The 18507-nt window shown below is 74.4% G+C and carries 18 protein-coding genes; 14 read left to right on the forward strand and 4 right to left on the reverse strand.

Translation table 11 applies throughout. From position 1 onward, the window contains the following. Positions 1–89 precede the first annotated feature (89 nt). The 9 genes from KYT88_RS10085 to KYT88_RS10125 all read left to right on the forward strand — a co-directional run bounded on the left by KYT88_RS10085 (position 90) and on the right by KYT88_RS10125 (position 8669). On the forward strand, positions 90–995 hold the full coding sequence (locus tag KYT88_RS10085) for an alpha/beta hydrolase (protein WP_043586363.1): 906 nt from the start codon (positions 90–92) through the stop codon (positions 993–995). A 148-nt stretch (positions 996–1143) separates the two neighbouring features. Next, positions 1144–2043, forward strand: a complete 900-nt coding sequence (locus KYT88_RS10090; RefSeq protein ID WP_043586362.1) for an alpha/beta hydrolase — start codon at positions 1144–1146, stop codon at positions 2041–2043. A gap of 249 nt (positions 2044–2292) precedes the next feature. Further along, complete coding sequence (locus tag KYT88_RS10095; RefSeq protein WP_043586360.1) at positions 2293–3717, forward strand: threonine/serine exporter family protein; 1425 nt, start codon at positions 2293–2295, stop codon at positions 3715–3717. Continuing rightward, positions 3714–4337, forward strand: a complete 624-nt coding sequence (locus KYT88_RS10100) for a histidine phosphatase family protein (RefSeq protein WP_043586358.1) — start codon at positions 3714–3716, stop codon at positions 4335–4337. Before KYT88_RS10095 ends, KYT88_RS10100 begins: the two co-directional genes overlap by 4 nt. 63 nt (positions 4338–4400) lie before the next feature. Continuing rightward, positions 4401–5078 (forward strand): response regulator transcription factor, encoded by a 678-nt coding sequence (locus KYT88_RS10105; protein ID WP_043586355.1) that lies wholly within the window; start codon positions 4401–4403, stop codon positions 5076–5078. Positions 5079–5106: 28 nt separating this feature from the next. After that, positions 5107–6399 carry a sensor histidine kinase gene (locus KYT88_RS10110; RefSeq protein WP_237583632.1) on the forward strand — a complete coding sequence of 431 codons (1293 nt, stop codon included), beginning with the start codon at positions 5107–5109 and terminating at the stop codon, positions 6397–6399. A 35-nt stretch (positions 6400–6434) separates the two neighbouring features. Beyond that, positions 6435–7049: a PepSY domain-containing protein gene (locus KYT88_RS10115; RefSeq protein WP_043586350.1), complete on the forward strand. Its 615-nt coding sequence runs from the start codon at positions 6435–6437 to the stop codon at positions 7047–7049. A 109-nt stretch (positions 7050–7158) separates the two neighbouring features. Further along, entirely contained in the window at positions 7159–8394 is a 1236-nt protein-coding gene (locus KYT88_RS10120; RefSeq protein ID WP_051629347.1) for an amidohydrolase, read from the forward strand. A gap of 35 nt (positions 8395–8429) precedes the next feature. Then, positions 8430–8669, forward strand: a complete 240-nt coding sequence (locus KYT88_RS10125) for a PLDc N-terminal domain-containing protein (protein ID WP_043586348.1) — start codon at positions 8430–8432, stop codon at positions 8667–8669. Between the two features lie 50 nt (positions 8670–8719). On the opposite strand, the gene KYT88_RS10130 is transcribed toward KYT88_RS10125, so the two are convergent. Beyond that, the gene (locus KYT88_RS10130; RefSeq protein WP_043586346.1) at positions 8720–9193 is read right to left on the reverse strand and encodes a DoxX family protein; all 474 of its coding nucleotides are present in this window, start codon (positions 9191–9193) and stop codon (positions 8720–8722) included. A 99-nt stretch (positions 9194–9292) separates the two neighbouring features. On the opposite strand from KYT88_RS10130, the gene KYT88_RS10135 reads away from it, so the two are divergent. Beyond that, complete coding sequence (locus KYT88_RS10135) at positions 9293–9841, forward strand: DinB family protein (RefSeq protein WP_043586344.1); 549 nt, start codon at positions 9293–9295, stop codon at positions 9839–9841. Positions 9842–9862: 21 nt separating this feature from the next. Here the strand turns inward: KYT88_RS10135 and KYT88_RS10140 are convergent, their stop codons facing one another. Then, positions 9863–11023, reverse strand: a complete 1161-nt coding sequence (locus KYT88_RS10140) for a hypothetical protein (protein ID WP_043586342.1) — start codon at positions 11021–11023, stop codon at positions 9863–9865. A 164-nt stretch (positions 11024–11187) separates the two neighbouring features. On the opposite strand from KYT88_RS10140, the gene KYT88_RS10145 reads away from it, so the two are divergent. Then, positions 11188–11952: an SDR family NAD(P)-dependent oxidoreductase gene (locus KYT88_RS10145; protein ID WP_043586339.1), complete on the forward strand. Its 765-nt coding sequence runs from the start codon at positions 11188–11190 to the stop codon at positions 11950–11952. 103 nt (positions 11953–12055) lie between these two features. Here the strand turns inward: KYT88_RS10145 and KYT88_RS10150 are convergent, their stop codons facing one another. After that, a complete protein-coding gene (locus KYT88_RS10150) occupies positions 12056–13426 on the reverse strand; it encodes an LLM class flavin-dependent oxidoreductase (protein ID WP_043586337.1) in 1371 nt (456 codons plus the stop codon). A gap of 231 nt (positions 13427–13657) precedes the next feature. Between KYT88_RS10150 and KYT88_RS10155 the strand changes: the two genes are divergently transcribed. The 3 genes from KYT88_RS10155 (at position 13658) to KYT88_RS10165 (ending at position 16878) form a co-directional block, all read left to right on the forward strand. Next, positions 13658–14629 carry a trypsin-like serine peptidase gene (locus tag KYT88_RS10155; protein ID WP_051629346.1) on the forward strand — a complete coding sequence of 324 codons (972 nt, stop codon included), beginning with the start codon at positions 13658–13660 and terminating at the stop codon, positions 14627–14629. Positions 14630–14695: 66 nt separating this feature from the next. Beyond that, positions 14696–15649, forward strand: a complete 954-nt coding sequence (locus tag KYT88_RS10160) for a trypsin-like serine peptidase (RefSeq protein ID WP_051629345.1) — start codon at positions 14696–14698, stop codon at positions 15647–15649. Positions 15650–15867: 218 nt separating this feature from the next. Next, positions 15868–16878, forward strand: a complete 1011-nt coding sequence (locus tag KYT88_RS10165) for a trypsin-like serine peptidase (RefSeq protein ID WP_051629344.1) — start codon at positions 15868–15870, stop codon at positions 16876–16878. A 43-nt stretch (positions 16879–16921) separates the two neighbouring features. On the opposite strand, the gene KYT88_RS10170 is transcribed toward KYT88_RS10165, so the two are convergent. Further along, on the reverse strand, positions 16922–18496 hold the full coding sequence (locus tag KYT88_RS10170; protein WP_182480757.1) for a GMC family oxidoreductase: 1575 nt from the start codon (positions 18494–18496) through the stop codon (positions 16922–16924). Positions 18497–18507 lie beyond the last annotated feature (11 nt).

Here is an 18507-nt window from a genome sequence, read left to right on the forward strand (position 1 = left end):
GACCGGGGTCCGCGGGCGCATCGACCGCCGTAGCGTCCTCCCCGTCCTGCGGCCCTCGCCGCGGACGTCCCCGATCCGAGAGACGCCCGATGCCCGCAACACCCCCCTGGTCCCGCTCCCGCTCCGCGGCCGTCGCCGCCCTGACCCTCATCGCCACCCTCGCCGTCCCCACGGCCGCCCAGGCCGCGGCGCCCGTGCACCACCCGGTGACCCGCCCGGCCCCCGCCCACCACCAGCCGGCCGCAGCCGCCGTGGACCAGATCGTCGTCCCGGCCGCAGCGGATGCGCGCTTCGGCGGCGGCACGATCTTCGCCCCGCGGGGCGCCGGGCAGAAGGTCCTCGGATCGGTCGTCGTCACCCCCGGGTTCCACGGCAGGAAGTCGGACATGGCCGTCTACGGCACCGAGCTCGCCGCGGAGGGCTTCGTCGTCTTCACCATCGACACGCGCGACCGCGCCGACCTCCCCGACCAGCGCGCGACCGAGATGCTCGCGGCCGCGGACTACCTCACCGGCCGGAGCGCCGTGAAGGGCGAGGTCTCCCCGGACCGCGTCGCCCTCCTCGGCTACTCCATGGGAGGCGGCGGGACGCTCCAGGCCGCGCAGGAGCGCCCGTCGATCAAGGCCGCGCTGACCCTCATGCCGTACGACTACCCGCCCGCCGGCGACCCGAAGGCGGTCCACCCCGCGTACCCGGAGCTGACGGTGCCGACGCTCATCATCACCGGGCAGAAGGACGCGACCGCGATCCCGGCGAAGTTCGGCAAGCCCGCCTACGACTCCATCCCCGCGGGCACCCCGAAGCAGTACCTCCAGCTGACGGGACTCGGCCACGCGGCCGGCATGGGGAAGCCGACCGTCGCGATCCGGGCCGCCGTCACCGCGTTCCTCGAGCGCTACCTCGACGGCGACACCGCCTATGCGAAGCAGATCTGCCCGGCCCCGAAGGTCGGCGGTCCCATCAGCGCGTCGATCAGCTCCTGTCCCGCGGGCTGATCCCCCGCGCGTCCCGCGAGCGGATCGCCCCCAGGCCGCACGGCTGGGGATGGCGGGACGGCCTTCCGATCGCGCGCCCCTAGCGTCATGCCGCACCCTGTCCGCGGCGATCGCCGCGGAGCCCCATCCATCGAACAGAGAGACGCCCATGCCCGTCATGCCCTCCGCGCTCCGCTCGCGTCCCGCGGCCGTCGCTGCGCTCGCCCTCGTCGCCACCCTCGCCATCCCCACCGCGGCCCAGGCCGCCCCCGCCCACCACGCGGCAGCCGCCCACGCCGCGGCCCACCACCACGCGCCCTTCGCGGTGCGCGCCACGGTGGTCCCGAAGACGGCCGTGAAGGCCTTCGGCGGCGGCGTCATCTACACGCCGCAGGACACCGGCAAGGCCGTCCTCGGTGCCGTCGTCATCACCCCGGGCTTCACCGACACGAACGCCGACGAGAAGGCGACGGCCGAGCTCGTCGCCTCGCAGGGCTTCGTCGCGTTCGCCATCGACACCCTCGACGTGTACGACCTGCCCGACCAGCGCGCCACCGAGATGCTCGCCGCGGCGGACTACCTCACCGGGACGAGCGCGGTGAAGTCCGAGGTGTCCGCGAACGACGTCGCCCTCCTGGGCTACTCGTTCGGCGGCGGCGGCACGATGCAGGCGGCGCAGTCGCGCCCGTCCATCAAGGCAGCGGTCACGCTCATGCCGTACGACTTCCCGCCCGCGGACCAGCCGGACGCGCAGTACCCGGCGTACCCGAAGCTGACGGTGCCCACGCTGGTCATCACGGGCCAGAAGGACGAGGTCGCCGTCCCCGCGGAGTTCGGCAAGCCCGCGTACGACTCCATCCCGGCGGGCACGCCCAAGCAGTACCTGGAGCTGAAGGGCCTCGGTCACGCGGCGGGCGAGCACGTGCCGGTCGCCACGATCCGCACCGCCGTCACCGCGTTCCTCAAGCGCTACCTCGACGGCAACAGCGCCTACGCGAAGTTCATCTGCCCGGCGCCGAAGGTGGGCGGTCCCATCAGCGCGTCGGTCAGCTACTGCCCGAAGGGCTGATCCCCTCCGCTCCATCCCGCGCGGCGTCCGACCATCCGGTCGGGCGCCGCGCGGGCGTGTCCCCCGGGCCGCCGCCTAGGGTGGGGGACGAACCACCATCCGCCCCCGCTCGACGCGGGCCGGCCACCGAACGGAGCGCTGATCGCGCTGAGCACCACCCCGCCGCCCGGCGACCCGCGGCGCCCCCGCCGGGATCCCGGAGCCGCGCGTCCGCCGCGCCAGCGCCGCCGCCGCGTCAACCCGCAGGAGATGCGCGACGTCCGCGCGCGCCTCCGCGGCACCATCTACGAGGGCACCGAGCCCGCGCACGGCCGCCTCGGCGACCTGTACTCCCCGCGCCAGATCGTCGACTTCTGCCTCGACCTCGGGGAGGTGATGCTCGCCTCCGGTGCCGACGTCCGCGCGGTCGAGATCGCCATCGTCGCCGTGAGCACGAAGTGGAACCTCGCGCCGCTGGAGCTCGACATCACGGGCACGGCCATCACCATCCAGTACGCGCCGCACGAGGGCCCGCCGCTCGTCAAGCTGCGCGTGGTCACGGCCGAGGGCAGCGACCTGCACCGGCTCTCGCTCGTGTACCAGATCGTCGACGAGCTGCTCCACGACGACCTCGACATGACGAGCGCCGTCGACGGCCTCGTCGAGGTGCTGAAGTCGCCGCCGCGCTGGCCGTCGTGGATCACCGACGCCGCCATGGGGCTGTTCGGCGTCTCCGTGTCGCTGCAGGCGGGCGGATCGCTTCCGGGCGCCGTCGGGGCGTTCCTGCTGATGATCGGCGCGATGGTCCTCGGCCGGCAGCTCTTCCGTCGCGGCATCCCGCCGTTCTTCGTGGTGGCCGTGCAGTCCGCGATCGTCGCCGCCGTCGGCACGCTCGCGATCTGGTCCGGCGTCATGCCCGCGGGGAGCGCCGCCGCGATGGTCGCCGCCGTCGTGGTGCTGATCCTCCCCCACGTCACCATCGTCACGTGGGCCCAGGACGCCATCTCCGGATTCCGGGCCATGGCGCTGTCGCGGGCCATGATCATCGTGCTCATCGTCGCGGGCATCGCCGTCGGCATCCCGGGCGGCCTCGCGCTCACGGCGGGCGTCGACATCGAGGTGGATCCGACCGACATCACCCTCCGCTCCCTGCCCTTCTGGATGCTGCTCATCACGACGTTCTTCGCGGCAGGTGCCACCGGGATCACGCAGGGCGCGAACGCGCGCGTGATGCCCGTCGCCATCGCCGTCGCGATCGTGGGCACGACGGCGCTCTACCTCCTCAAGGCGGCGGGCGTCCCGCTGCTCGCGGGCACGTTCCTCGTCGCGACGCTGCTCGGCGCGCTCGGGACGGTGGTCGCGGCGCGCCTGCGGGTGTCGGCCACGGCGATCGCGGTGCCCGCCTTCTGCGGGTCCCTCCTGCCCTCGCTCGCGGTCGCCTCGGCGCTGCTCAACTCGATGGCCGGCACGTCGGGAGCCACGGGCGCGTTCGTCGGCGCGATGGCGACGACCCTCGCGATCGGCGCGGGCCTCGTTCTCGGCAGCCTGCTCGCGACGCCGCAGGCGCGCCGTCACCTCCGCCGCCGGGCGAAGCGCGTGGTCGTGCAGTCGGTGCGGCTCGACACGACGCCGATCGGCATCATCCGCGACCCGTCAATGCTCGATCCGCCGGCGGGCTCGGGAGGATCTGCGTGAGGGAGCTCCTCCTCGTCTCGCATCCCGAGGCGACGCATCACGTCGAGGGCGGGGTCGGCGGCTGGCACGACTCCGAGCTGACCCCGCGCGGGCTCGCGCACGCGTCCCGCATCGCATCCGCGGTCGCGACGCGCGTGCCCCCGGGGACGCCGATCCTCACGTCGGATCTGCGGCGCACGCGGCAGACCGCCGACGCGATCGCCGCCCTCGTCGGCGGGAGCCCCACGGCGGTGCCCGAGCTGCGGGAGAAGTCCTACGGCGAGGGCGAGGGCCAGCCGGACGCGTGGTTCCGCGAGCGCTTCGTCCCGCCGCCTGCGCACGGCGAGCGGATGCATCACGACGAGGGTCTCGCGGGCGCCGAGACGAAGGCCGAGTGGGTCGCCCGCGTGTACCGCGGGATGGACGCTGTCATGGCCGACCCGGCGCCGCACCGCGTCATCGTCACGCACGGCGGGTCCGGCACGTTCGTCATCGCCCGGTGGATCGGCATGCCCCTCACTGCGCTCGACGTGGTGGGCTTCCGCCTGCCGGCCGGGAGCATCACGCACCTGGTGGAGGACGACGTGTTCCACAACCGCACGGTCGTGACGCTCGGCGAGACCGCGCACCTCGCGGGCTGAGGCCGGGAGGCGCGCGCCGCCCGCCGGGAGGCGCACGCAGCGGGCGTCTGGCACGGTGGTCGGATGAGGATCCTCGTGGTGGACGACGAGCGGCGGCTGGCCGACGGGATCCGGCGCGGGCTGCAGGCCGAGGGGTTCGCGGTCGACGTGGCGCACGACGGCGTCGACGGCCTGTGGTGGGCCCGCGAGAACCGCTACGACGCGATCCTCCTCGACCTGATGATGCCCGGCCTGAGCGGCTGGGCCGTGTGCCGCACGCTCCGCGAGGAGGGCGTCTGGACGCCCGTCCTCATCCTCACCGCCAAGGACGGCGACTGGGACGAGGTCGAGGCGCTCGAGGCGGGCGCCGACGACTTCGTCACCAAGCCGTTCGCGTTCCCCGTGCTGGTGGCGCGGATCCGCGCGCTCGTGCGCCGCGGCGCCCCGGCGCGGCCGGTCGCGCACCGCATCGGCGACCTCGTCGTGGATCCGGGTCCACGACGGGCTTCCCGCGGCGGCGAGGAGATCGAGCTGACGAGCCGCGAGTTCGCGGTGCTGGAGTTCCTCGCGCGGAACGCCGGCAGCGTCGTGTCCAAGCGAGAGGTGGTGGCGAACGTGTGGGACGACGACTTCGACGGCGACCCGTCCATCGTGGAGGTGTACGTGGCGCACCTCCGGCGGAAGCTCGACCGGCCGTACGGCACCGCGACCATCGAGACGGTGCGAGGCGCGGGCTACCGGATCGGCGGGTCCGATGCGTGAGCGGGGCCGTCGGCGCCGGTCCCTGCGCGTGCGCGCCACCACGGCGGTCGCCCTCCTCGCGCTCCTGCTCGGGGCCGTCGGCGCGGGCGCCTTCGCGCTGCTGCTCCGCGGATCCCTGGAGGACGGCGTGCGCGAGGCCGCGAGCCAGAGGCTCGAGACGGTGTCCGACGCGGTCGCCGCGGGCGGCCCGCAGGCCGTGGCCGACCTGGGCGACGACGACCTCGTGCAGGTGCTCGACGGCGACGGCCGCGTCATCGCGCACGGCGAGGACGCCGACGGTCCCGCGCTGTACGACGGCCGACGTGCCGACGACGTGGTCGTCGACGGCGAGCGCCGGCTGGTGGTCGCGGGCGACGTGGAGGACGCGGGCGACGTGACCGTGGTCGTCGCCGCGTCCCTCGAGGACGCCGACGACGCCGTCGCCGCGGTCGTGCGCCTGCTCGCCGTCGCCGTGCCGCTGGTCGTGGCGCTCGTGGCGCTGCTGGCGTGGGTGGTCGTGGGGCGCGCGCTCCGACCCGTGGAGCGGATCCGCCGCGATGCCGAGGCCGTCGGCTCGTCCCCCGGCGACGCCCGCATCGACGAGCCCGGCACCGGCGACGAGGTCGACCGCCTCGCGCGCACCCTCAACGGCATGCTCGCCCGCCTCGAGGCGGCCCGCACGGCGCAGCGGCGCTTCGTCTCCGACGCGTCGCACGAGCTGCGCTCCCCGCTCGCGACCGTGCGGCAGCACGCCGAGCTCGCGCGCATCCACCCGGATCGCACGAGCCTCGCCGAGCTCGCCGACGTGGTGCTCGACGAGGGCGCGCGGCAGCAGGACCTCGTCGACGCGCTCCTCGTGCTCAGCCGGCTCGACGAGGGCGCGGCGCTCGACGCGCGCCCCGTGGACCTCGACGACATCGCGCTGGAGGAGGTCGCGCGCCTGCGCGGGCGATGCGGCGTGCGCGTCGACGGATCCGGCATCCGGGCTGCCCGGGTCGATGGCGACGCGCGCCTCCTCGCGCTCGCGGTGCGCAACCTCGCGGAGAACGCGGCCCGGCACGCGGCGTCCACCGTGACCGTCACCACCGCGGCCACGGTCGAGGGCGTCGAGCTCGCGGTCGACGACGACGGACTCGGGATCCCCGCCGCCGAACGCGAGCGCGTGCTCGACCGGTTCGTGCGCCTCGACGAGGGGCGCGACCGCGACTCCGGCGGATCCGGGCTCGGCCTCGCCATCGTGCGCGCGGTCGCGGAGGCGCACGGCGGATCCGCCCGGGTGGAGGAGGCGCCGGGCGGCGGCGGCGCGCGCGTGGTGCTGCGACTGCCGGCCGCAGCGGCTTAGGGTCCGATTAAGGTGCCCCGGGTCAGGGTGGCCGCATGACCACGCACACGACATCGACCACCGCCCGCCGCGCCGCCCTGGCGCTCGCCCTCCCGCTGATCGGCGGCCTCGCCCTGGCGGGCTGCTCCGCGGGAGCCGCGCCCGTGTCCGCCCCGGGCACCGTCCCATCCGCCGCTTCCGCCCCGGCCGCAGGCGCCGACGGTGCCACGCCGCTCGCCGCCGACGGTGCGCTCGCCGCCGCCGTCGCGACCGCGATCGCGGCCGTCCCCGGCAGCGCGCTCCTCTCCGTCGACCAGGAGGCGGGCGGTACGTCGTGGGAGGTCGTCGTCGCCGAGCAGGACGGCCGCGAGCACGAGGTGCACACGGCCGTCGACGGATCCGCGGTCACCGCCGGTCCCGTCGCCGAAACCGCCGACGCGGACGACGTCGCCGAGAACCAGGCGCTGCTCCAGGGCGCCCGCACCGCGTACGCCGACGCCGCATCGGCCATGACGGGCGCCGTCGCCGGCACGGTCACCGAGCTCGGCCTCGACGAGGACGGCGGTCGGATCCTCTGGGAGGGCGACGTCGTCGATGCGTCGGGCATCACGCACGGCGTGCGGGTCGACGCGGGCTCGGGCGAGGTGGTCGACCAGAGCGTCGACGACTGAGGCCGGAGCGCCGTCCCCGGCGCCGGCGGGGATCCGCCGCCGGGGCCGGGCCTAGCCTGGGAGGACCTGTCCCCCCGAGGGACGCCACCCACTCGCGAGGAGGATCCCCATGGACGTGCACCCCGGAGTCAGCCTGCTGGACGACGACGTGCGGGACGCGCACGAGCTGTTCCGCTCGCTTCACGCGCACCCCGAGCTCTCGATGCAGGAGCACGCGACCGCGGCCGCGATCGAGGCGTACCTGGAGGCGATCGGCGCCGAGACGAGCCGCTGCGGCGGCACCGGCGTGGTGGGGATCCTCCGCAACGGCGACGGCCCGGTGGTCGCGTTCCGCGCCGACACCGACGGCCTCCCCATCCTCGAGGAGACGGGCCTCGCGCACGCCAGCCGCGACACGGGCATCGACCCGTCGGGACAGGAGGTGCCGACGATGCACGGCTGCGGCCACGACTTCCACGTCGCCGCCGCGCTCACCACCGCGCAGGCGCTCGCCGCGAACCGCGACGCGTGGGCCGGCACGATCGTCTTCGTGTTCCAGCCCGGCGAGGAGACCGGGGAGGGCGCCCGCGCCATGCTCGCCGACGGCCTCTGGGACCGGGCGCCCCGCCCCGAGGTGATCCTCGGCCAGCACGTCTTCCCGCTCCCCGTCGGCATGGTCGCCACGCGCGAGGGCGCGTTCATGAGCATGAGCGACTCGTGGAAGGTCACCGTGAAGGGCCGCGGCGCCCACGGGTCGCAGCCGCAGAACTCCATCGACCCGATCGTCGCGGCCAGCGCCATCGTGCTCCGCCTGCAGACGGTGGTCGCGCGCGAGCTGGATCCGCAGGCGGCGGCCGTCGTGACCGTCGGCACGTTCCAGGCGGGCACGAAGGAGAACATCATCCCCGAGCACGCCGTGCTCGGCCTCAGCATCCGCACGTTCGACCCGGCCGTGCGCGAGCGCGTCCTGGCGTCGGTCCGGCGGATCATCCTCGCCGAGGCCGCCGCGAGCGGGGCGCCGGAGCCCGAGATCGAGGAGATCGTGTCGTTCCCGCTCAACCGCAACGACCCCGAGGCGACGCGCGGGATCGTTGCGGCGCTCACCGCGCAGCTCGGCGAGGACATGGTCGAGGAGTCGCCGCCGATCATGGGCAGCGAGGACTTCGGGATCCTCGGCGAGGCGATCGGCGTGCCCACCGTCTACTGGGCGTTCGGCGGCGTCGAGGCGTCGGCGTTCGGCGGCGAGACCCCGCCGCCCGGCAACCACACGCCGCAGTTCGCGCCCACGATGGAGGGCACGATCGAGACGGGCGTCAAGGCCGCGACGGCCGCCCTGCTCTCGCGCGTCGGGGTGGGCCGCGCGTAGGTTCGAGGGACACGCACACGACAGGAGGCACCACCATGTCCGACGCACTCGTCGCCGGGGCCGTCGTCGCCCCGCTCGCCATCGCCTACGTCGCGCTCGTCGTGACGGCGCTCGTGCAGGTCGTCCGCGACCGCGCGCTGACCGGGCTCGCGCGGGACCTCTGGATCATCGGGATCGTGCTGTTCCCGATGATCGGCGCGATCGCCTGGTTCGGCATCGGCCACCGCACGCCCGAGGCGCAGCGCGCCGTCGACAGCCTGCGGCTCAGCCTGTAGTCACGGATCGGGGCTCCCATCGGATCCCCGCGCCCGCCGCTCGACCCCGGTCAGCGGCGGGCGCGCCTGTTCCGCCACGCGGACCACGCGCCGGTCGCCCACAGCGCCCAGAGCACGAGGAGCGGCTGGAAGACCAGCCGGATCGCCCGCGCGGCGTCGGTCTCGAGGCCGAACGCGGGCGTGCGGGTGACGAGCTGCGAGATGTTGCCCGGGAAGATCGCGATGAAGAACAGCGCGACCACGAGGCCCACCCACACGCGCCAGCGGCCGAGGAGCACGAGCGACAGGCCGAGCGTGATCTCCACGACGCCCGACGCGAGCACCACGAAGTCGGGGTCCATCGGCAGCCAGGTGGGCACCTGCGCCTGGAACGACTCCCGCGCGACCGTGAGGTGGCCGGTGCCGGCCATGATCAGCACGAGGCCGAGCAGGATCCGCCCGATCGTGCGCGGGATCGAGCGGCGTCCGCCATCCGGGGCGATGCGCTCGTCGGCGGTGGGGCGGGTCGCGGGGCTCGTGGTCATGCGCCCAGTCTGACGCGGGCCGGATGCGCGGCCCCTCCACGCGGATCCCCGTGGCAGCGCCTCTTCCCCGGGTGCCGGAACCGGTCCTGGGATCCCGCCATGACCGACCTCCCCGACATCGCGACCGGCGCGGACACCGACGTCCTCGGCCCCGACGACCGCCCCCGCCCGCCGCGCGCCGACGAGCGCGCCTGCCTCACCGGCTTCCTCGCGATGAACCGCGCCACCGTGATCCGCAAGGCCCGCGGCCTCACCGACGCCGACGCCGCGCGCCGCGTCCTCCCCAGCCTCACCTCGGTCGCGGGCGCGCTCCGGCACCTCGCCGACGTCGAGCGGTCGTGGACCGTCGAGCTCATGGAGGCCGGCGACTACGACCGGCGCTTCGGCGGGGACGACGACCCGGACGGCGAGTGGCGGGTGAGCCCGACCGACTCGCTCGCCGAGATCGTCGCGGACTACGCGCGCGCCTGCGCGGAGAGCGACGCCGTGATCGCCCGGCACGACCTCGACGACATCGCCGCCGCCGGACCGCCCGACGAGATGCCCTCGCTGCGCTGGATCGTCGTGCACCTCATCGAGGAGACCGCGCGCCACGCGGGCCACGTCGACGTCGTGCGGGAGCTGGTCGACGGCGTCACCGGCGAGTGATCCCATCGGCCCGGACACGGCTCACGGCAGCGTCGTGATCACGAAGGCGAGCCCGAAGAAGACCACGCCGAGGGCGATGAGCAGGAAGAGCCCGAGCGTCGGCCGCATCCGGAGCCGACGCCCGGCCGCCGCGACGCCGCGCGAGCGACGCGCGCGCCGGCGCGTGCGCCCCGGCTCCGGCACGGCGAGCGCCTCGTCGGACGCGGTGAGCACGGAACGCTCCTCGCCCTCGAGCGACCGCAGCCGGTCGTCGCGCCAGCGCTCCCAGCGGTCGACCTTCGCCATCAGGGCGGCGGTCGCGTCGATCACGTCGTGCCAGCGGCGGGGATCCAGCGTCACCATGTCGGCGGGCGAGCGCAGCAGCAGGCGGTCGCCGCGGATCTCCACGTCGAATCCGTCCACCCGGTCCACGAGCACGGCCATGACGTCCGGCGTGAAGAGGTAGAGGGCGTCGCGCTCGTAGCCGTCGGGGCAGTAGAGCGCCGCGTGCCGGTCGAAGTCGCCCTCGAGCTCGAGGCGCTGGTCGCGGGCGACGTCGATGGTCGGCGTCATCTCCCGGCGGAGGCGCGTGCGGTTCGAGATCACCTGGATGTGCGGCAGCTCGCGGCGGAGGCCGATCATCGCGTAGCCGCCGTACTGCGTGATGCCGTCGAACCGCGACCCCTGGTTGAGCTCGTGGTTGCCGAACTCGACGGGGCGCGCGGTGCGCGGCCGCATGACGCGGGTCACGAACATGCCGCGCGCGGCGGATCCCATGTGCCCGTCGGAGACCGGCCCCGGTGCGTAGCTCAGGCCGTTGATCCGCCCGAAGCGCGTGAGGCGGTAGTGGGAGCGGATCGTGCTGCGGCGGCGGCGGGTGCGGATGAGGCGCCACGCGAAGAAGACGCCGACCCCGAAGAGCGGGATCGCGAAGACGGTCATGCCCAGGGCGTCGCCGCGGGTCTCGGGGTCGTCGGTGACGATCGCCCCCAGGCCGCCGGTGAGCAGGAGGACGCCGCCGAGCGGGATCGCGAGCACGGCGAGGATGCCCAGGGCGATGCGGCCGAGCACGAACAGCGGCGAGACCAGGATCGGGAACCGCGCCGTGAACTCGCGCCGGAACCGGCGGAGGTCGTCGCGGGCGATGCGGTCGGTCAGCGGCGTCGTGTCCAGCTGCGGCCGGCTGGGCGCGTGCGTCGTCATGGATCCCCTCGTCCTCGCGGCGTCGCGGCCGCCCGTCCACCGTACCGAGGCGGCGCGGCGCCGCCCGGCGCGCGGACGCCCCCAGGTCGGGCGGCACGAGCGCGGGAGCGGGATCGCTCCTGCCGTTCGCGCGTTCGCGGCTCCTGCGCCCGTACCCTGACCCGATGGACCTGCAGCAGCTCTTCGGCCTCGACGGACGCACGGCGCTGGTCACCGGCGGCAGCTCCGGCATCGGGCGCGCCATCGCCGAGGCGCTCGCGTCCGCGGGCGCGCACGTGCTCATCGCCGCGCGCACCGCGGCCACGATCGACCAGACGGTGGCCGGGATCCGCGCGCAGGGCGGGTCGGCGGACGGCATCGTCGCCGATCTGTCGACCCGCGCGGGCGCGCACCTGCTCGCGGACCGGGCGCTCGCGGCCGGCGCCGTGGACGTGCTGGTGTGCTGCGCGGGCATCAACCTCCGCCCGCCCCTGGCCGAGCTCGGCGAGGACGTCTGGGATGCCACCATGGCCGTCAACCTCGACGCGCCGTTCGTCCTCGGCCAGCGTCTCCTGCCCCTGATGGCGGAGCGCGGTCACGGCCGCGTCATCCACGTCAGCAGCCAGCAGGCGCAGCGGGCGTTCGCCGCGAGCGGCGCCTACGGGGTGTCGAAGGCCGGGCTCGAGGCGCTCGCCCGCTCCCAGGCGGAGGCGTGGTCGGCCCAGGGGGTGACGGCCAACGTGCTGGTCCCCGGCTTCGTGCTCACGGCCCTGAACGCGCGGCTGGGCTCCGATCCGGCGACGGTCGCCGCGCTCGCGGCCCGCACCCTGGTCGGCCGCAACGGCGTCCCCTCCGACTTCGCCGCACCCGCCGTCTTCCTCGCGGGCGCGGGATCCGCGTACGTGACCGGTCAGACCATCGCGGTCGACGGCGGCTTCTCCGTGCACTGACGGCGAGACGGGTCGCGGGAATCCGTCGGTCCCGGGGAGCGCGCATGCCCCGACGGCCACGCCCGCCTCGGCGCCGACGCCTCCGTCGACGCCTCCGCGAGGCTCAGGAGAACGCGCCCCTGTACGCCGCCGCCGGGTGCGACTCGGGCAGCCGGTCGCGCCCGGTCAGCTTGTGCCGGAGCGTGCCCGGCTCGTACTCGCGCTGCTGCAGGCCGCGCTCCTGGAGCACGGGCGTGACGTGATCGACGAAGTCCTCGTAACTGCCGGGGAGGGTCCAGTTGATGACGTTGATCCCGTCGACGCCCGCCTCCTGCCATCCCGCGAGCACGTCGGCGATCTGCTCGGGCGTGCCCACAACGCGGCCGCGCAGCTTCGCGGAGAGCCGGGCGAGGTCGGCGATGGTCGGCTCGCGGTCGGGCGATGCCTCCCGCAGCCAGTTGAGGTGGCTCTGCCCGGCCTGCGTCTCGACCTGGCTGAGCGGGGTGGCCGGATCCAGCTGCTCGCCCGTCTTCGGGTCGAAGCCGAGGTTGGAGTGCAGGAGGAACCCGTCGGCGCTCAGGTACTCGTCGATCTCCGCCTCGTTGCGCTTCGCCTCCTCCTCGGTGCTCCCGGTGATGAACGACAGCCCGAGCCAGAAGGACAGGTCGTCCGCCCGCCGGCCCGCGTCCACGGCGAGCGCCCGGGTGTCCTCGATCAAGGCACGGGTCTTCTCCGGCGTCGACGACAGGATGAACTGCGCCTCCGCGTTCCGGGCGGCGAAGCGGCGGCCGACGGGCGAGGATCCGGCCTGGAAGAGCACGGGCGTGCGCTGCGGCGACGGCGACGACAGGTGCGGGCCGGCCACCTTGTAGCGAGGGCCCTCGTGGTCGATGCGGTGGATCCTCGACGCGTCCGAGAACACGCCGCGCGCCTTGTCGCGCTGGAGCGCGTCGTCGTCCCACGAGCCCTCCCACAGCTTGTAGACGACGTCGAGGTACTCGTCGGCCCAGGCGTAGCGGGCGTCGTGGTCCTCGAGGCCGTCGTGCCCGAAGTTGCGGGCGGCGCCGTCGAGCGCGCTCGTCACCACGTTCCAGGCGATGCGCCCCTTCGTGATGTGGTCGAGCGTCGACACCTTCCGCGCGAAGTCGAAGGGGTGCGCCTGGAGCACCGAGCTCGTGAACGCGAAGCCGAGGTGCTCGGTGCTCACGGCGAGCGCCGAGATCAGCACGGACGGGTCGTTGCTCGGGAACTGCAGGCCCTCGCGCGCGTTGACGTCGTAGGCGCCGCCGCCCGGACCGTAGAGCCCGATGACGTCGGCGAAGAACATGGCGTCGAAGCGGCCGCGCTCGAGCGTCTTCGCGAGGTCCACCCACAGCTCGACGTCCTTGAACTCGTGCTGCCGGGCGGACGGGTGCCGCCACAGTCCGTGCTGGATGTGGCTGGCCGTGTTCATCACGAAGGCGGCGAAGCGGAGCGGGGGCCGGGCGTCGGGCATGGGGATCCTCTCGTCGGACCTCCAGCGTCGCACGGGTGGGGAAATGCGGGTCGGGCGGGCGTAGCCGGCCGTCACACGCGCGCTGTGCAGCGGGCACGCAGGAGCGCCCGGCCAGCCGCTACCGTCGGCGCACACGGACGCGGACCTCGATCAGGTGCCGGTCCGCGATCCACTCCTCCCTCTCCCCGGCGCCGACGCACGTCCGCGCCGCCCCTCTCCGGAAGGTCCCGCATGCCCTGTCGCCTCACGATCACGCACCGTTCCACCGTCGCCGCCGCTGCCGCCGTCTGCCTCGGCGCCGCCCTGCTCGGCTCGGCGGCCCCCGCGTCCGCCGCCGACGCGGACGCGCCCGCGTCCGCGTCCGCTCCCGCCTCGTTCGTCCCCGTCGCCGCGCCCGCCGCTCCCGCCTCCGACGAGGTCTCCTACTGGACGCCCGAGCGTCGCGCCGCGGCGACGGAGGACGACGGCCCGGGCGACGCGACCGCCGCGTCCGGATCCGAAGCCGGATCCGAGGCCGCGACCTCCGACGCGACCCGCACCGTGAACCACGCCGAGCAGATCGCGCCCGTGTCGCACATCGGCCGCATCTACTACGTGCAGGAGGGCTACGGCCACTGGTGCTCGGCGAACGTCGTCGCCTCCGCGAACGGATCGACCATCGCCACGGCGGGGCACTGCGTGACCATGGACCAGACCTTCTCGACCCAGATGGTCTTCTACCCCGCCTACGAGTCGGGCGGCTCACCCTACGGCGGGTGGCCCGTCGTGGGCGGCAACGTCACGTCCGGCTGGTACGCGGGCAACAACGCCGACCAGGCGGAGGACAGCGCGTTCATGGCCGTCGCCCGCGACGGCGACGGGGCGACCGTCCAGAGCGTCGTCGGCGCCTCCCCCGTGCTCTTCGACCAGTCGGCGACGCAGGTCTTCTCCGCCTTCGGCTACCCCGCGGTCGGGCGCTTCGACGGCGAGCACCTCGACCGCTGCACCGGCCCGGGCACGGCGGCCGGGAGCGCTCAGATCCTCATCGCGTGCGACATGACGGGCGGCGTCTCGGGCGGCCCGATCCTCGCCGGCGACGGCAGCGACGGCGCGCAGATCGCGAACGTGGCCGAACGCGACGACACGGGCACCCACAACCTCGGCCCGCTCTGGCAGGCATCCGCGCACTCCGCGTACGACCTCACGGCGGCCATCACGACCTGATCCACGCAGCCTCCCCCGGGCCGCATCCGCGGACCCGCCCGTTCCATCCTCCTGAAGGAATCGACCATGACCAGATCACCGCACCCGTCCCGCCATCCGCTCCGGATCGCCGTCGCGGGGGCACTCCTCACCGGTGGCGTCCTCGTGTCGCTGGCCGCCGCGCCGGCTGAGGCGTCACCGGCGCACCCGTCCGCGGACGCGTCGAGCGTCAGCGTGCCGACCGTCGTCTCCGTGCCGTCCGCGCAGGCGGCCGCTGCGCTGGCGTACTGGACGCCGGCGCGCAAGGCCGCCGCGATCGCCGCATCGGACGGCACCGTCCCCGGTCCCGCACCGGAGGCCGCGTCGGCCGCCGCCGCGCCCATCTCGGTCGCCGAGCACGTGGCCCCCGTCCCGCACATCGGCCGCTTCTTCTACGACCGCGACGGGCACAGCTACGCCTGCAGCGCGAACGTCGTCCAATCGGGGAACCGCTCCACCGTCGCGACGGCGGCGCACTGCCTGACCGGCGGCGGCGCCTTCTCGACGAACGCCGTGTTCACCCCCGACTACGACAACGGGACCTCGCCGTACGGCGACTGGCCCATGGTGACCGGCGTGATCGCGGGCGGCTACTTCGCCGACAACAGCGACATAGCGGATGACTCCGCGTTCCTGGTGGTCGCGCACGACGCCGCGGGACGGGACATCCAGAGCGTGGTGGGCGGCTCACCCGTGCTCTTCGACCAGCCCCTCGTGCAGCCGGGGACCGTATACGGCTACCCCGCGCAGGGCCGCTTCGACGGCCTCACCCTGCAGCGGTGCCGGGGTACCTTCCACGCCTTCAGCACGCAGCAGATCGTGCTCGACTGCGACATGCGCGAGGGCGTCTCCGGCGGTCCGATCTTCGAGGGCGACGACGCGAGCGGTCCGCAGTACGCGGACGAGAACGCGCGGGTCACCGCAGAGCCGAAGGTGCTGGGCCCGATCTGGCTGGCCAACGAGCACGCGGCCTACGACACCGCGGCAGCGTACACGGGCTGAGCCGCGGCAGCCGGCGGCTGCCGATCGGAGGGAGGGCCGCGGTCACGGTGCGTTACGCGCCGTGAACGCGGCCCTTCCCCGGTCGGGGGGGGAACTACGGGCACGGTGGGCGGCGGCTGTGCGGTCCGCGGTCAGGTCGGCGCGGCCGCTCGCTACCGTGTGCGCGCGGCGCTCGCCGTGATCCCCCTCCGTCCCGCTCCGCTCCGAGAGGACCCGCCATGCCCCTGTCCCCGTACCTCCCCACTCGACGGACGCGGACGGCGGGGCTCTCCGCCGCGTCCGCCGTGGCCATCGGCGTCCTGCTCTGCGGCGCGCCCGCCGCGTGGGCGGGCGACCGGACCGCCGCGGATCCCGCGACCTCCGCCCGCCCGCTCGAGCTGCACGCCTCGGCCACGGAGGCCGCCGACGCGCTCGCCTTCTGGACGCCCGCCCGGATGGCCGCGGCCACCCGGAGCGACGATCCGGCCACCACCGTCGACGCCCTCGACGCCGCCGCGCCGGCAGCGCGCCCGGACGCCGCGATCGCCGCATCCGACGCGGCCTCCCCCGCACCGATCTCCACCGCCGAGCAGGTGCCCGTCGTCCCCCACATCGGCAAGCTCTTCGGGATCTTCGGCAGCTCCATCGAGACCTGCAGCGCGAACGTCGTCGTCTCCGGCAACAAGTCCGTGGTCGCCACCGCCGGGCACTGCGTCCTCCGCGGCGGCCAGTACGCCTCGCGCCTGATCTTCGCCCCCGCGTACGCGAACGGCCAGGATCCGTACGGGACGTGGGCTCTGAGCGGCGCGGTCGTCGCTGCGGGCTACGCGCAGGACGAGAGCGACCAGGGCGATGACACGGCCTTCGCCGTGGCCGCGCCGAACGCGGACGGGGCCGACATCACGAACGTCGTCGGCGCGTCCCCCGTGCTGTTCGACCAGGATCCCGCCGAGCTCGGCACGGTCTACGGCTACCCGGGGGCCGGCCGCTTCGACGCGCGCACGCTCCAGCGCTGCCGCGGCGTCTTCGAGACCTTCGACCCGGAGCGGATCGACGTGGCGTGCGACATGAACGAGGGCGTCTCCGGCGGGCCGATCTTCGCGGGCGACGGATCCGACGGCGCCGAGTTCGGGAACGCCGCCGCCCGCTTCGAGGACTCCTCCCACGTCGTCGGCACGCTCTGGATGGCGGCCGAGCACGCGGCCTACGACCAGGCGGCGGCCGTCCCGGCCGTGACCGCAGCAGGCTGATCCGCGCCCGGCGCGCACCGAGCCGCCGCGCGCCGGGCCGCGATCAGCGCCGCGCCGCCTCGAGCGCCCGCGCGGCCTTCACGAGGTCCGCGCAGCGCTCGCCGATCATCATCGTCGTGATGTTCGGGTTCACGGTCGTGAGCTCGGGCATCACCGACGCGTCGGCGACCCGCAGACCCGTGACGCCCTTGACGCGCAGCTCCGGATCCAGCGGCGACATCTCGTCGTCGACCGCGCCCATCCGCACCGTGCCCGCCGGGTGGTAGACGGTGTTGTGCGTGCGGGAGATGTAGTCCGCGAGCTCCTCGTCGGTCTGCGCCTCGACGCCCGGGTACAGCTCGCGGCCGGCCCACTCCGCCATCGCGGGCTGCGCCACGATCTCGCGCGCGAGCCGGATCCCGGCGATGAGCACGCGCATGTCATGCGGGTCGGTGAGGTAGCGCGGATCCACGAGCGGCTTGTCGCGGTGGTCGCGGCTGCGGAGGCGCACCGTGCCGCGCGAGCGCGCGTGCGTGACGTTCGGCGTGAGGCAGAAGCCGTTCTCCGTCGTCGGGTAGCCCTGGCGCACCGTGTGCATGTCGAACGGCACCGAGCCGTAGTGGAACATGAGGTCCGGCCGGTCGAGCCCCTCCTCGGTGGTCGCGAAGATCCCGATCTCCCACCACTGCGTGCTCTCCGTCGGCATGGGCTGCTTCGCCTCCCACTGGATCACGCCCTCGGGGTGATCCTGCAGGTTCTCGCCCACGCCGGGTGCGTCGACGCGCACGGGGATGCCGAGCTCCGCCAGGTGCGCGGCCGGCCCGATGCCCGAGAGCATGAGCAGCTTCGGCGAGTCGATGGCCCCGGCGGAGAGGATGACCTCCCGGCGCGCACCGATGGTGCGCGTCCTCGCGAACGCGTTGTCGACGACCTCCACGCCCGTGCACCGGCGCTCGTCGTCGAACGCGAGCGCGCGCGCCTTGAGGTCGGTGAGCACGGTGAGGTTCGGCCGGTCGGCGATCGGGTGCAGGTACGAGACCGACGACGACGCGCGCGTGCCGTCCGCCTGCCGGTTGATCTGGAAGAAGCCGGCCCCGTTCCGCACGGTCTCGCCGGTGTTGAAGCGCGTGCGCGGGATGCCCGCCTGCTCGCACGCGTCGAGGAGCGCGACGCCGGACGGGTCGCGCGGCGGCACGTTCATGAGGTGCACCGGGCCGTCGTGGCCGTGGTGCGGCTCCGGATCCTCGTTCGTCTCGAGCCGCCGGTAGAGCGGGTAGGTGCTGTCGGCGTCCCAGCCGGTGGCGCCGTGCTCGTGCGCCCAGCCGTCGAGGTCCTCGCGCGGGGCCCAGAACGCGATGCACGAGTTGTGGCTCGAGCAGCCGCCGAGCACCTTGGCGCGCGCGTGGCGCATCGACGAGTTGCCGTTCTCCTGCGGCTCGATGGGGTAGTCCCAGTCGTAGCCGGACTCGAGCAGCTCCATCCACCGGTCGAGGCGGAGGACCACGTCGAGGTCCCTGTCGTGCGGGCCGGCCTCGATGAGGGCCACCTGCATGTCGGGATCCTCACTGAGGCGGGCGGCGACGGCCGCGCCGGCGGATCCCCCGCCGACGACCACGTAGTCGTACTCGGTGCCGGTCATGTCGTCTCCCC

This window comes from Clavibacter sp. A6099 (assembly GCF_021919125.1).
GTDB lineage: Bacteria > Actinomycetota > Actinomycetes > Actinomycetales > Microbacteriaceae > Clavibacter > Clavibacter seminis.